At 67.6% G+C, this 14,026-nt stretch carries 13 protein-coding genes; 6 read left to right on the top strand and 7 right to left on the bottom strand.

The annotated features are described in order from the left end of the window. Positions 1-30 precede the first annotated feature (30 nt). Positions 31-1,071, bottom strand: coding sequence for a zinc-dependent alcohol dehydrogenase family protein (locus FZ029_RS20190; RefSeq protein ID WP_149271376.1), 1,041 nt, complete (start codon positions 1,069-1,071; stop codon positions 31-33). A gap of 244 nt (positions 1,072-1,315) precedes the next feature. Between FZ029_RS20190 and FZ029_RS20185 the strand changes: the two genes are divergently transcribed. Beyond that, the gene (locus FZ029_RS20185) at positions 1,316-2,218 is read left to right on the top strand and encodes a DMT family transporter (RefSeq protein ID WP_149271374.1); all 903 of its coding nucleotides are present in this window, start codon (positions 1,316-1,318) and stop codon (positions 2,216-2,218) included. A gap of 9 nt (positions 2,219-2,227) precedes the next feature. Here the strand turns inward: FZ029_RS20185 and FZ029_RS20180 are convergent, their stop codons facing one another. The 3 genes from FZ029_RS20180 to FZ029_RS20170 are packed head-to-tail and all read right to left on the bottom strand — an operon-like array spanning position 2,228 to position 5,055. Then, a complete protein-coding gene (locus FZ029_RS20180; RefSeq protein ID WP_149271372.1) occupies positions 2,228-2,602 on the bottom strand; it encodes a hypothetical protein in 375 nt (124 codons plus the stop codon). A gap of 36 nt (positions 2,603-2,638) precedes the next feature. Next, positions 2,639-3,949 carry a hypothetical protein gene (locus FZ029_RS20175; protein WP_149271370.1) on the bottom strand — a complete coding sequence of 437 codons (1,311 nt, stop codon included), beginning with the start codon at positions 3,947-3,949 and terminating at the stop codon, positions 2,639-2,641. A gap of 2 nt (positions 3,950-3,951) precedes the next feature. Then, positions 3,952-5,055, bottom strand: a complete 1,104-nt coding sequence (locus FZ029_RS20170) for a hypothetical protein (protein WP_149199151.1) — start codon at positions 5,053-5,055, stop codon at positions 3,952-3,954. A 224-nt stretch (positions 5,056-5,279) separates the two neighbouring features. Here FZ029_RS20170 and FZ029_RS20165 point away from each other — a divergent pair, with 224 nt between their 5' ends. The 3 genes from FZ029_RS20165 (at position 5,280) to FZ029_RS20155 (ending at position 9,749) form a co-directional block, all read left to right on the top strand. Next, positions 5,280-7,304, top strand: a complete 2,025-nt coding sequence (locus FZ029_RS20165; protein WP_149271368.1) for an AsmA family protein — start codon at positions 5,280-5,282, stop codon at positions 7,302-7,304. 72 nt (positions 7,305-7,376) lie between these two features. Further along, positions 7,377-9,152, top strand: coding sequence for an SLC13 family permease (locus tag FZ029_RS20160; protein WP_149271366.1), 1,776 nt, complete (start codon positions 7,377-7,379; stop codon positions 9,150-9,152). Between the two features lie 105 nt (positions 9,153-9,257). Beyond that, positions 9,258-9,749, top strand: a complete 492-nt coding sequence (locus FZ029_RS20155) for a hypothetical protein (RefSeq protein WP_149271364.1) — start codon at positions 9,258-9,260, stop codon at positions 9,747-9,749. A gap of 67 nt (positions 9,750-9,816) precedes the next feature. Here the strand turns inward: FZ029_RS20155 and arr are convergent, their stop codons facing one another. Both arr and FZ029_RS20145 read right to left on the bottom strand, forming a co-directional pair. Further along, the gene (gene arr / locus FZ029_RS20150; RefSeq protein ID WP_211104181.1) at positions 9,817-10,203 is read right to left on the bottom strand and encodes an NAD(+)--rifampin ADP-ribosyltransferase; all 387 of its coding nucleotides are present in this window, start codon (positions 10,201-10,203) and stop codon (positions 9,817-9,819) included. 40 nt (positions 10,204-10,243) lie between these two features. Continuing rightward, positions 10,244-10,891, bottom strand: coding sequence for a glutathione S-transferase family protein (locus FZ029_RS20145; protein WP_149271360.1), 648 nt, complete (start codon positions 10,889-10,891; stop codon positions 10,244-10,246). Positions 10,892-11,191: 300 nt separating this feature from the next. Between FZ029_RS20145 and FZ029_RS20140 the strand changes: the two genes are divergently transcribed. Next, complete coding sequence (locus tag FZ029_RS20140; RefSeq protein ID WP_149199146.1) at positions 11,192-11,482, top strand: hypothetical protein; 291 nt, start codon at positions 11,192-11,194, stop codon at positions 11,480-11,482. 41 nt (positions 11,483-11,523) lie between these two features. Here the strand turns inward: FZ029_RS20140 and FZ029_RS20135 are convergent, their stop codons facing one another. Further along, positions 11,524-12,543 carry a purine nucleoside permease gene (locus FZ029_RS20135; RefSeq protein WP_109151842.1) on the bottom strand — a complete coding sequence of 340 codons (1,020 nt, stop codon included), beginning with the start codon at positions 12,541-12,543 and terminating at the stop codon, positions 11,524-11,526. Between the two features lie 224 nt (positions 12,544-12,767). On the opposite strand from FZ029_RS20135, the gene FZ029_RS20130 reads away from it, so the two are divergent. Next, a complete protein-coding gene (locus FZ029_RS20130) occupies positions 12,768-13,931 on the top strand; it encodes an aminotransferase (RefSeq protein WP_149271358.1) in 1,164 nt (387 codons plus the stop codon). Positions 13,932-14,026 lie beyond the last annotated feature (95 nt).

Raw genomic sequence — 14,026 nt, 5'->3', positions numbered from 1 at the left:
GCCTTCCGGCACCATCGTTAAACTCCGTCTTCAGAACTCGGTCACCGCGGTGACGCCGGTGCCCTCGAACCTGTCCATGTTCATCAGGGCGTCGATGGACTGCTCCAGCGTGATCGTCCGGCCGATCAGCTTCTCCGGCGCCAGCTTGCCCGACCGCATCATCTCCATCATCGCGTCATAGCGATGCGCCTGCATGCCGTGGCTGCCGAGGATCTCCAGCTCATTGGCGATGACGCGGCTCATCGGGATGGCCGGTGTGCTGTTCTCCGCCAGCATCAGGCCGACCTGCACATGCTTGCCCCGCTTGCGTAGGTTGCTGATCGAATTGAAGCAGGTGGTGGGATGGCCCAGCGCGTCGAGCGAGACATGGGCGCCGCCGCGCGTGATCTCGATGACCGCTTCGGCGACATGCGCGACCTCGGACGCGTTCACCGTGGCGACTGCGCCGAGTGCTCGGGCCATGTCGAGCTTGTCTTCCGAAATGTCGATGGCGACGACATTGGCGCCCACCGCGTTGGCGATCATGATCGCCGACAGGCCGACGCCGCCGCAGCCGTGAACCGCCACCCACTGGCCGGCGGATGCCTTGCCCTGATCGACGACGGCGCGGAAGGAGGTCACGAAGCGGCAGCCGAGGCTGGCGGCGGTGGTGAAGTCCATCGTCTCCGGCAGCCCCACCAGATTGATGTCCGCCTGATGCAGGCCGACATATTGCGCGAAGGACCCCCAATGGGTGAAGCCGGGCTGGAATTGCCGGTCGCAGACCTGATGATTGCCGGAATGGCATTCGGGACAACTGCCGCAGCCGCCGACGAACGGGACGGTCACCCGGTCGCCGACCTTCCATTTGGTCACGTCCTTGCCGACCGCCTCGACGATGCCGGCCAGCTCATGGCCGGGCACATGCGGAAGCCGGATGTCGGTGTCATGGCCGACCCAGCCGTGCCAGTCGCTGCGGCAAACCCCGGTCGCCATCACCTTGACGACGACGCCATGCGGCTCCGGCGTCGGATCCGGCACGGTCATGATTTGGGGCGGTGCGGAAAACGCCTCGTAGACCACCGCTTTCATCGGGATTCTCCTGCTGGATTTTCCCGGCATTCTACGGTGATGCCGCTGAGATTGCCTTTCAATTGAAGACGGGCGGTCCGGAGATATGAAGGGTTCCTTCGGATGTCCCGCGTCGCGATCCGCAATGCTCCCTCGCTCCGGGCGGGGGTTGTGTTCGTCCGCCATTCCAGCAATATCGCTGCCCGCGCAGGTCTCCGGCCTGCTCCTGCGGATCCCACGCTCTCAACCATTGCCGGACCCCTCCATGACCGCGGCCCCCGCGACCGACACCCGCCTCGGCATCCTGATGATGCTGGGCGGCATGACCCTCTTCACGCTGAACGACGCGCTCGGCAAATGGCTGGTGGCCGACCATCCGGTCGCCATGCTGATCGCGGTGCGCAGCCTGTTCGGGCTGGCGGTGCTGGTGCCGATGATCTGGCGCGAGGGGATCGCCGCGGTCTTCGCCGTCGACCGGCTGCCGCTGCACATCCTGCGCGTGTTGCTGATGACGGTGGACGTCGCCTGCTTCTACTGGGCGGTCGGCTATCTGCCCTTGGCCGACGTGATGACCATCTACATGTCGGCGCCGCTGATCGTCACCGCGCTGTCGGTGCTGGTCCTGGGGGAAAGCGTGGGCTGGCGCCGCTGGGTGGCGGTTCTGGTCGGCTTCGTCGGCGTCGTCATCGTGCTGAACCCGACCGGCCGGTTCGACCTGTGGCCGTCGCTGGTGGCGCTGCTGGGCGCCTTCATCTTCTCCGGCGGCGTCATCTCCACCCGCGTCCTGCGCTCCGCCTCCAGCCTGACGCTGGTCGGCAACCAGATGGTCGGCGGCATCCTGATCGGCGGTGTGACGCTGCCCTGGACCTGGGAGGCGCCGGGCTGGCTCGGCTTCTTCCTGCTGGGGCTGCTGGGCGTTACCGCGCTGGCCGGCCACGCCATGATGAACCGCTCGCTGCAGCTCAGCCCGGCCGCGGTGGTGGTGCCGTTCCAGTATGTGTCGATCCTGTGGGCGGTGGTGCTCGACCTCGCCGTCTGGGGCACCGCGCCGACCGCCCGCATGGGGGTGGGGGCGGCGCTGATCATCGGCAGCGGCCTGTTCATCGTCTATCGCGAACAGCGCCTCAAGCGCGGCATCGCGGCCGAAGGGGTGGCGGAGGTGCCGTGAGGCAGCCCCTCATCCCCCGAAGAAGCGCGGCACCAGCCTGACCGTCAGCGGATCCAGCGGGCGCCAGCCATAGTCGCGGATGACGTCGTTGGACTCGACCGGCCGCCGCCCGTCCGCCAGCGACCAGGTGATATGGTAGGTGGAGCCGTCCGGCCGGTCGCTGGTGCCGTCGATGGCGACGACCACGGCCTGCACCCCTTCGCCGTCGTCGGCGCAGCCGATCACCTCGGCCAGCGTGGCGGTGGGCAGAGGGTCCTGCGGGCCGGCGCCGACCTGCAGGGTCACATGGTCGGCGACCAGCCGTTCATAGCGCGGCGGGACCAGGGCCAGCAGGCGCCCGCGCTCGTCGGCCGGCAGTTCCCACCCGGTATATCCCGATCCCATCACCGCTTCCCCCAAGCCGAAAGGCGCCGGCACATGTCACCGCCGGTCGCCGTTCATGATCCCGTCCATGATCTTATTCGCTTCCGCCGGCCCGGCAATCAGCTCGATCATGCGGATGGCGGTATAGCCGCTGCGGGCGTTGCCGGCGGGGCCGGCCAGTTCCTTCTGCGCCCGTTCCGTCAGCGAGGCGGTTGTCTTCTGCGTCATCTCCCGCAGCTCGCCGCGCAGCCCCAGCGAATCGGCGATGGTCGCGCATTTGCGCAGCGCCCGCGCGTGGTTCTCCGCCTGGGCCAGTTGCGCCCGTCCCTCGCGGACGTCACCGCCGCCATCCAGCGCGCCGATGGCGGAGACGATGCCGGCGTCGGCATCCTGCAGCACCTGCGTCTTGACCATGGAGTGGACGGAGTTGCGGACCTGCTTCAGCCGGTGGTCGAACTCCTTGTTGCGGCTCTGCTCCATCGCCGCGCGGGTGGCGTCCAGGGTGGCGACGAGGTCGAGCGCCAGATCGGCCACCGCCATGCGGTCGCCGCCCCCTGCAGCCTGCCCGGCCCTTGAACGATCCTCGATCTGGGCGACGACCGTGCTGCTCAGCGACATGAACAGGGCGGCGCGGTCGGCCGATTTCTGCCCCAGATCCATGTCCCACAGCCCGCTGAGCAGCACCGAAGGGTTGGTCAGCCGCGACGCGGCCAGCAGAACGAAAATCTTCAGCGCGTCCGGCCGGACGCGGGACAGCCGCCGGCCGATGGTCTGGATCGCCTCGATATGGTCGCCATGCAGCTTCGGCACCGGCTTGGGCGACAGCGCCGCCTTCAGCTCCGCCACCTCGGGCGCGATGGACAGGATGACGGCGATGTCGGCCAGCGCCCGCGTCCGGTTGGGGTTCATCCGCAGGTCCAGCGGCTCGCTGAAATGCCCGGCCACCGCCCCTTCGGCGATCTTCGCCACCGCGCCCGCGCATTCCGTCCAGAACGCCTCGCACAGCGCCTTGCGCTCCTCCCCCTCCTGCAGGGCGGGGCGGTAGGCGCGCAGCCGGTCCTTGCCGATCTCCGCCTCGACCAGCGGCCACAGGCTGTTCATCAGCGACCGCTCGATCACGCTCAGCGGCACCGGGTCGGCCTTGCCCAGCGCTTCGAACAAATCCTCGAACGGGTCGCAGAACAGACGCTTCAGGGTCGGGCGACGGCTCAGCCGCAGCTCGACCAGCCGCGGGCGGATGACGGCGATGGTGCGCTGGATGTCGGGATGGTCGTTCATCTGTTCCAGCAGGCCGACCACCTGGCGGAACTTGGCCTCGTCGATGTCCATCAGCTTGTCGCCCAGCGCGACCAGATCCCTCATCTCCATCGTCAGGCGGCCTTCCCTTTGATCGTCTCGATCCGCATGACCAGATCGACGTCCAGCTGGCCGCTGCGCCAGTCGACATAGGCGCGCACCGACCGCTTGTGGCTGGAGATCAGCTTGTCCGCCATCATCGACTGGTCGGCGCGGCCCTCGTCCTTCGGCAGCAGGGGGATGACGCGGAAGATGTCGTGGACGGCCATGTCCTGGCTGTAGCGGTCCTGGGTCAGCGCGTCGTTCCATAGCAGGATCAGGTATTCCCAGCCGTCGAGCAGCCAGGACAGCCGGCTCGACGCCTTGCGGATCAGCGCCCGCTTGGTCTCCCACTGCCGCAGCAGGGTCTCGAACGACGCCATCGCCTGATCGAGCTGGCCGATGACGTTGCGGGCATGGTTGACCGTGTGTTCGGCCACCTCGGCGCAGAAGCCGCCGATGGGGGCCGCCTCCGACACGTTGTCGGTAGCCCAGTCGGTCATGCTGTCGCGGAAGCCCTGCAGGTCGCGCATCAGCCGCCGCAGCCGCGCCGGCTTGGGCGAGCTGGCCAACCCGATCGACTCCATCAGCACCGCCAGCTCGGCGATGCGGCCATACAGCTCGGTCGGCTCCAGCGCCAGACGCTGGGCCGCCTTCATCATCAGGTCGCGCGTCAGCTTCTGTCCCTCGGCGGAGGTCAGGCCGACCCGCAGGATCTCCGTCGATTCCAGCCCGACCGCCTTCAACGCCTCGACGATCAGCTGATAATTGATGAGCAGCCGCTGCTCCTCGTCGTCGCTCAGCGCCGCCTCCGCCGCCGCCACCGCCCCGCCGCCGGCCAGCCCGCAGCGCGCCGCCTCCAGCACCGCCTTGCGGATGTCGTCGGGCGAACAGCCGTCGGCCTTGGCGATCAGCTCGTGCAGCATGCGGTCATGCACCGTCATCGGGAAGGCCAGCGGCAGCGACTTCCACGGCACCACATAGACGCCGCGCCCTTCCGACAGGTTGGGCACCAGCACCTCCAGCTGGTCGCGGCTGTCCTTGCGCACGCGGGTCTGGGCCAGGACCGGCGTGGTGAAGGCCACCGCGGCACCGCGTTCCTCGAAGGTGGAGGGGGCGAAGTTGGTAAGGGAACGCATCGTGTCCGCGGTCGTGGCTGCTGAAAATGGTGGAACCGGATGGTCGAACGATTACGGCGCCGCGATGCTGAATTTTGCGTTAAATCCAATATAAGCGCCAACGGAAATACATCACCTTCGGGCGTCGGCCCGGATCTCTCGCGGTACCCCCTGTCTCCGACCTCCACCGATCCGCCCCCTCGTCCGTTGTCAGGATCAGGGATGGTGCGCGGAGGACCGGCGGCATGGCAGCGGGGGCGGGATCGGTGTTCAAATGGATCGGCTACGGGCTGCTCGGCCTCGTCGGTCTCGTCGTCGTCGCGGTCGGCGCGGTGCTGCTGCTGTTCGACTGGAACGATGCCCGCGGCTTTGTCGCCCGCCACGCTTCGTCTGCGCTGAACCGCGAGGTCGCCATCGACGGCGACCTGCGCGTCCATCTCGGCAACCCGATCCGCATCCACCTGGAAGGGCTGCGCGTCGCCAATGCCGACTGGGCGCAGGATAGGACGATGGTGGAGATCAAGGTTCTCGACGCCACGCTGCGCCCCTGGCCGCTGCTGCGCGGCGACTGGGAACTGCCGGAGCTGAAGTTCCAGGGACCGAAGCTGATCCTGGAAAAGAACGAAAAGGGCGAGGCCAACTGGAACTTCGGCCCGCCCAACGCGGAGAAGGAGGTGGCGAAACAGGCCGCGACCCCCGACGACCGCGGCGACATCCCGGTGATCGAACGGCTGCTGATCGCCGACGGCACCATCCGCTACCGCGACCCCGCCAGCGACGTCGACATCGACAACACCATCAACACCGCGACCGGCGGCAACGACGACGACACGGTGGAACTGAAGGGCAAGGGCAGCTTCGCCGGCAAGCCCTTCACCCTGGCGGCGGTCGGCGGTTCCCTTCTGTATCTGCGCGACGACCCGAAGCCCTATCCGCTGAAGATCGACGCGGCGGTCGGCAAGACCAAGGGCCATATCGAAGGTTCCATCGCCGAACCGGTGAAGATGGAGGGTGTCGATCTGTCGGTCGCGCTCAGCGGCCCCGACATGGCGGAGATCTTCCCCATCGTCGGCATCCCGACGCCGAAGACCCGGCCCTATTCCATCGACGGCCACCTGTCGCGCGAAGGCGACCTCTGGGCCTTCCGGGGCATGACGGGCAAGGTCGGGGAGAGCGACCTGTCCGGCGACCTGTCGGTCAAGACCGGCGGCGAGCGGCCGATGGTGAGGGCCGACCTCACCTCCAAACGGCTGGCGGCGCAGGATCTCGCCGGTCTGGTCGGCGCCTCTCCCCGCGGCAGCGACGATTACCCGACCCGCGGCAAGGACAGGGTGATTCCGGCCACGCCCATCCCGGTGGAAAAGCTGCGCAACACCGACATGGACGTCCGCCTGCGCGGCGCGAGGGTGGAGGCGCCCTTCGCGCCGCTCGACGACCTCGACATGCGGGTGCGGGTGAACGCCGGCGTCCTTCGCTTCGATCCGCTGTCGCTGGGAATCGGCGGCGGGCGGATCGCCGGAACGGTGGAGGTGGACGGCAGCCGCAAGGTGCCGGCGATGCGCACCAACCTGGACATCCGCGCCATGAAGCTGTCGAACTTCTTCAGCGAGACCGCGCTGGCCGGGCAGATCGGCGGCACGGTGGCCGGGCGAATCCAGCTTGCCGGCACAGGGAAGACGGTGGCCGACCTGCTGGCGACCTCCGACGGCAAGATCGGCCTCGCGGTGGACGGCGGCCGGGTCACCAGCCTCGCGGTCAAAGGGCTGAAGACCAACATCCTGGAGACGCTGGGCGTCGCCATTTCGGGGTCGAAGCCGATGCCCTTCAACTGTCTGGTCGGCAACATGGCGGTGGAGAACGGCATCGCGCACGTCCAGGCGCTGGTGCTCGACACGCCGGAAACGCTGGTCACCGGCAAGGGGCGGATCAACCTGCGCAACGAGGCGCTGGACCTGCGGATCGTCGGCGACGCCAAATCGCCGCAGGTCTTCGCCACCCATGTCCCGGTCCTGGTCGGCGGGACGCTGGGCAACCCCGACATCGGCGTCGATCCCACCGAGTCGGCGGCGCGCGGCGCGGCGGCGGTGGCGCTGGGCGTGCTGCTGACGCCGCTGGCCAGCGTGCTTCCCTTCCTTGACCCAGGCAGTGATGAGCAGCCACAGTGTGGCCGGCTGGTGCGGGATGCCCGCTCTCCCGAGAAGGGGGGACAGGCGTCCGGCAAGTCGGGCAATGGCCGCGGGGAAGGGAAGGCGTCGGGTTCGGCGCGCTGACCGGACGCCCTTGCGCATCCATCCTGTCCGATCCGGCCACCGTGAAGGCCAGGAAGGACGCCGTCCCTGCCCATGACCATCGACCAGATGTTATCCTTCGGCATCATCGGCGCGGTGATCGCGCTGCTGATCTGGGACCGGCTGCGCTACGACCTCGTCGGCATGCTGGCGTTGCTGGCGTCGGTCGCGGCGGGCATCGTGCCGGCGAAGGAGGCCTTCCAGGGCTTCTCCGACGACATCGTCATCATCGTCGGTTCGGCCCTGGTGGTCAGCGCCGCCGTCGGCCGGTCGGGCGTGGTGGAGGCGGCGATGCGCCCGCTGACCACGCGCATGACCAGCGTCTGGACCCAGGTGGCGATGCTGGCCGGCGCGGTGACCATGCTGTCCGCCATCGTCAAGAACATCGGCGCGCTGGCCATCTTCATGCCCATCGCGCTGCAGGTGGCGCGTCGCACCGGCACGCCGGTGTCGCTGCTGCTGATGCCGATGGCCTTCGGCTCTCTGCTGGGCGGCCTGATGACGCTGGTCGGCACCTCGCCCAACATCATCGTCTCGCGCGTCCGGGCGGAGATGACGGGCCAGCCCTTCCACATGTTCGATTTCACGCCGGTCGGGCTGGTTATCGCGGTGTTCGGCGTCGCCTTCCTGTCGGTCGGCTATCGGCTGCTGCCGAAGGGCAGGGCGGCGGGGGCGGGCCCGGCCTTCAACATCGACGACTACACGGCTGAGGCGCGGCTGCCCGCCGGATCGCAGTTCGTCGGCCGCACCGTGGCGGAGCTGGAGCATTTCGTCGAGGGCGAGGTGACCGTCGCCGCCATCGTCCGCGAAAATTACCGCCGCTATGTCCCGTCAGGCCATTGGGTGCTATTCGCCGGCGACATCCTGGTGCTGGAGGGCGACACCACGGCGCTGGCGGAACTGGTCAAGCGCGCCGGCCTGCGCATGATGCACGACAAGGACCAGGAGGGGGTCGAGCACGAGGACGACATCGCCGTGGTCGAGGCGGTGGTGGAGCAGCGCTCCGCCATGATCGGCCACAGCATCGAGGAGGTGAACCTGCGCGAGCGATTCGGCGCCAACCTGCTGGCGATCAGCCGGCGCGGCCGTCCGATCCGCCAGCGCCTGCGCCGCGTCCGGCTGCAATCGGGCGATCTGGTGGTGCTGCAATGCCGTCAGGCCGCCGTGGCCGACACGCTGGCCGAGCTGGGCTGCCTGCCGCTGGCCGAGCGCAACCTCGGCATCGGCCGCGCGCCGAAGCGGGCGGCGGCGGTGGCGGTGCTGGGCCTGACCGTGATCCTGGTCGCCACCGGGATGGTTCCCGTCGCCATCGGCTTCTTCGGTGCGGCGGTGGCGATGACCGCGCTGAAGGTGGTCAGCCTGCGCGAGGCGTACGAGGCCATCGAATGGCCGATCCTGGTCCTGCTTGGGTCGCTGATCCCGGTCAGCGAGACCTTGCGCACCACCGGTGGGACCGAGCTGATCGCCGGCTTCCTGTCGGAGGCGTCGCAGGGGCTGCCGCCCATCGGCTCGCTCGCCATGATCATGGTGGCGGCGATGGCGGTGACGCCCTTCCTGAACAACGCCGCGACCGTTCTGGTGATGGCGCCGATCGGCGCCAGCCTCGCCACCCATCTGGGGCTCCGGCCCGACGCCTTCCTGATGGCGGTGGCGATCGGGGCGGGCTGCGACTTCCTCACCCCCATCGGGCACCAGTGCAACACGCTGGTGATGGGACCCGGCGGCTATCGTTTCGGCGATTACTGGCGGCTCGGCCTGCCGCTGTCGATCATGGTGGTGGTGATCGGCACCGCCGCCATCGCCCTGTTCTGGCCGCTGGTGCCGCGCTGAAAAAATCACGTCCGTTCACGAAATCGTGTAACGCACGACCGGTTCCGTCTTCCCTCCGTCTGGTGTAGGCTTCTTTGCAGGGCTGAAGCCTGACGGGAGGCGGAGATGTCGGTGTGGCGCCGCTATCTGGTAAAGGACGTGACCGGCCGGCTGGTCGATCTGCCGAGCAGCCTGCTGGATCGTGCCGACGACGGCACGGCCCCGCTGCCGCATTTCGCCGGCCGTTGCGTGGAAATGGTGGCGGCGGTGATCGTCGGCGACCGCAAAACCCACGCCCGCGTCACCGAACTGGCCTTCACAAAGCTGTATTTCGACCAGATGGGCTATGTCGACGCCGCCAAGCGCGAGCGGATGATCCGCCTGATGCTGGAAAGCTGCGCCGACCGCCGTTGCCGCCCGCCACGCAAGGACGTTGATCGGGATGCCCGTCAGGATGATTGCGCCCACCTGTCCCGCCGCGCCGTCGCCGCCCGTGACCAGCTGATCCGCGAATTCGGCTGGGAACCCAAGCCCGCCGAACGCGACGCCGCCCTCAGCCGCCTCGACCCCGCCCGCCTGCGCGGCACCCCTTCGCAGCCGGCGCGCACGCTGCATTGAGAAGGGCCATCCCCCATCCCCAGATGCGGCCTTTACATGTCACCAAACTTTCGAACGCCGGTGGACCTCAGTCCTCGATGATGGTGTCGCTGCCGTCCTGCTTCATGCGGGCGAGATTGTCCTTCATCTCCTTCAGCCGCTCGGGCGGATGTCCGACCCAATCCTCGACCTCTCCGGTGATCCGCAGCGGATCGACCGAACGGTAGGACGCCGTCATGTTGCCGGGGAACTTCTTGTCGGTGAGGTTTGGATCGTCGTCGAAGGGACCGGTCGGCTCGACGATGTAAATGCGGCCTCGGCCTTCGCCCCGGGCGAGTTCCGCCCCCCAGGTCGCCGCTTCCAGTGTTGCGGTGAAATAGACGTGCTTCAACCCACGCTCGACGAAATTGCTTCCGAATCCGGGCGCGATCAGGTCGCCAACCTCAAGGTCGGCCTTGGTTCCATGATAAAACACGGTCCCGGCTGGGACATCCTTGGCATACAAGGGCGCCTCCTCAGACGGCGTCTGCCGCAGCGAAATGGGCCAATTGGTCGTCGTACGCTTTCGCGAACGAGGGCCGGGACGTGGCGCGCGCAACGAAGTCACGGCAATGGGGGTGGTTCGCCAGCCCGCCGAACCGATCCACCGGCCGCAGTACATCCGCCATCAGAAGGTCAGCCACGGAGAAGCGGCCGTCCACCAGCCACTCCCGGTCGGCAAGCACCGCTTCCATCCGATCGAGCCGAAGCTTCAGGAAGTCTTCCACGAACTTGGCCTCGGGCGCTTCTCCGGGAAAGCCCATGAAACGGAACAGGGCCCACGGTTGGCTCGGCAGGTCGACCGAGTTGAGCGCGGCGATGACCCATTCCGTCACCTCGGCCCGGCCGCGCCGATCCGCGGGCATGAGTGCTGTGCTCTTCTCGCCGAGATGCAGGAGAATCGCGCCGCTCTCGAAAATGGTCAGGTCTCCGTCGGTCAGCCAGGGCACTTGGCCGAAAGGCTGCGCCGCGAAATGCTCGGGGCCACGCTCGCGAAACGGCGTGCTTTTCACCCGATAGGGCAGTCCAGCTTCTTCGAGAGCCCAACGCACCCGCAGGTCGCGGACAAAACCACGCGGCGGTTCCGGAACCCAGTCGTAGGTCGTCAGGATCAAGTCACTCATGGACCAACTCCACGAAAGAGGCTTCAAGAAACGGGGCGGCCCGGTCGCCTGACGCATCCGAAATGGGGGATGGCCGCAATGGAGGATGGGGGTCGATCCGGGTGCGCACCCAGGTCGTGGGACCATATCGCCGAAGCGGGTTCAATCCAACCTTGTACATCCTCCCTCGCCCCGCACTGTCCGTCAGAAGGGGGGAGAGGGAGCATTCCGGTTCCCACGATGGGGTGGGTCCCCTTTTCGACCCGCCTCTCCCGGCCCATATGCAGGCGAATGGAAAGCATGGAGCCCGGCGAACCGCAGATGAGTCCTCCCGATACCGCCCAGACGCTGTCTTTCGCGCGTGTGCGTCAGCTGGCCCTGATCGGCGCCGGATGCACCATCATACTGCTCGGCATTCTGCTCGCCCCCTTGCCCGGTCCGGGCGGGCTGCCGGTGATGCTGCTGGGCGGCGTGCTGGTGCTGCGCAACTCAGCCGACGCCCGCCGCCTGTTCGTGCGGTCGAAGCGCCGCTATCCCCGCATGTTCAGCCCGATCGAGCGCATCCGCCAAAAGCTGCGGGCCCGCCGCCTGCGCAAGATGCACGGCGGCTGATCCGCCCGCGCCGGTCGGGCGGGCGGACTCTCAGCCGATGCTTACGGTGCCGGCAGGGCCGGAACGCCGTCCTTCCACTGGTCCCAATGGCCGACGATGTGGTCGACCATCCGTGACCCGACGAGTTCCACATTCTCCACCGTCTCGGCGAAGCCGCCGGCGGTCTCGCCGGGCTTCGGGTCCAGGTGCTGGAGCGTGGTCTCGTTCGGGTTGCCTTGGTCGAAATTGACGGCGCCGCGCAGGCTCATCACCCGGTCGGAGCCTTGCAGCCGCTTGATGACCAGCGTGATCGCCGCCGCCTCCATCTCGGTGATGACGTAGTCGTCCGCACCATAGAGCTTGGCGATGTACTGCGCCTGGGCCGACATGCCTGGACCGTGGAAGAAGGTATCGCCGGTCATGTGCGTGCCGGTGCCTACAAAAGGAGCACGCTGCGCCGTTTCCTGCGGATAGCGCTTGCGGTAGGCACGGGCGGAGTCGCTGTCCTTCAGCGGCGTGTCGGCGGTCAGGCGCATGGCCCAGGACACCAGTGCCGGGTTCATCGGGAACAGCCGCACCGCCTCATAGCCCTTGCGCGGCATGAAGGTCGGCTCGCCCGGCTTGCCTTCCTCCGGCGCCCAGCGGTGGCCCAGATCATAGTCGACCACCCAGGTCGCCCAGTTCACTTCGCCGATGGTGCCGCGTGACGGCGGCGTGCCGGCCACGCCGGTGACCAGGAAATAGGCTTGCGACAGGTCAAGCTGCGGGTTCAGCAGGATCGCCTGCATCGAGGCGGAGGAGCTGACCTTGCCCATGCCCAGCACCGACCCGCACACGCCGTCGGCGTTGCAGTAGACCGGGTTCAGCGCGCCCTTCACCGTGATGGGCTCGGCCGTTTGCCAATAGCGTTCATACCAGTGCTGGAACTCGCCGGCGCGGTCCCCGGTGTTCTTGCCGATCTCGAACATCGAGCCGACGAACACCTTGACCTTGATCGGCTCCGCGGCCTGCAGGGAACCGGTCAGCCCGAACAGGAGCAGAGCCGACAGGGCGGCGCCGCGGCAGCGGGAGAACAATGACATCGGACCTTCACTCCTTGGGACGAAAAGACGCACCCGAGTATGCAACGGCCATACCATGGCCGTCCTCCCCCCGATCCAATGCGGCACGGGAAATTCAGTGATCGGTTTGCCGCCACTTTGCCGACCTGCCCCCCGCCCACGATCTGCCCTGCGGAAGCGGGCACTGGACAGCGTCGCCCCGCAGCATCCATCTTGTGCGTCGGTTCGCATGAGGAGGTCTTCCGGTGAAGTCGGGCAACGCGCTGCTGTCCAGCTATGGCACCACCATATTCGAGGTCATGTCCCGTTTGTCGGAGGAGCATGGCGCGATCAACCTGGGCCAGGGGTTCCCCGACGACCGTGGGCCGGCCGACGTGCTGCAGACCGCGGCCGACGCGCTGCTCAACGGGTGGAACCAGTATCCGTCGATGATGGGTACCCCCGACCTGCGGCAGGCGCTGGCCGCCCACGCCGGCCGCTTCTACGGCCTCGACGTCGACTGGAAGACCGAGACGATGGTCACCTCCGGCGCGACCGAGGCGCTGACCGCCTGCCTGCTCGGCCTGATCAATCCGGGCGACGAGGTGGTGCTGTTCCAGCCCATGTACGACAGTTACCTGCCGATCGTCCGGCTGGCCGGCGGCGTACCGCGCTTCGTCTCGCTGAAGGCGCCGGACTGGAGCTTCAGCTGTGCCGACCTGGAGGCCGCCTTCTCGCCGCGCACCAAGCTGGTCCTCATCAACGACCCGCTGAACCCGGCGGCCAAGGTGTTCGACCGGGCGGAGCTGGAACTGATCGCCGAGTTCGTGCAGCGCCACGACGCGCTGGCCGTCTGCGACGAGGTTTACGAGCACATCGTCTTCGACGGCCGCCGCCACATCCCGCTGATGACCCTGCCGGGCATGCGCGACCGCTGCCTGAAGATCGGCTCGGCCGGCAAGACCTTTTCGCTGACCGGCTGGAAGGTCGGCTACGTCACCGCCGCCCCGCATCTGCTGCAGCCGGTGGCGAAGGCGCACCAGTTCCTGACCTTTACCACCCCGCCGAACCTCCAGGCCGCCGTCGCCTTCGGGCTGGGCAAGGAGGAGGGCTATTTCACCGGGCTCGCCGCCGGGCTGCAGGCGAAGCGCGATCGGCTGTCGGCCGGTCTCGCCTCGGTCGGGTTCGACGTGCTGCCCAGCGCCGGCACCTATTTCGTCGCCGCCGACATTTCCCGCTTCGGCTTCGACGGCGACGATCAGGCCTTCTGCCGCTGGCTGGTGGCCGAGGCGAAGGTGGCCGCCATCCCCGTCAGCGCCTTTTTCGTGGAGAATGCGCCGACCAACGTCGTGCGATTCTGTTTCTCCAAGCGCGATGAAGTGCTCGACGAGGCCATCGACCGGCTGCGGAAACGCTTCGTAAGCGAATAATGCGTTGCGTACAGTAAAGTTGCCTGTGCTGATTATCGGGATGTTTGGCAAGTTTTAACCTGTCGGTGCGATGATTGGTCCTTCCCCGGCCGGCC

Source organism: Azospirillum sp. Sh1, from assembly GCF_008365135.1.
Taxonomy (GTDB): Bacteria; Pseudomonadota; Alphaproteobacteria; order Azospirillales; family Azospirillaceae; genus Azospirillum; species Azospirillum oryzae.
Note: the sequence above shows the minus strand (reverse complement) of the source record. Positions and strands in the feature narration are given on the sequence as shown.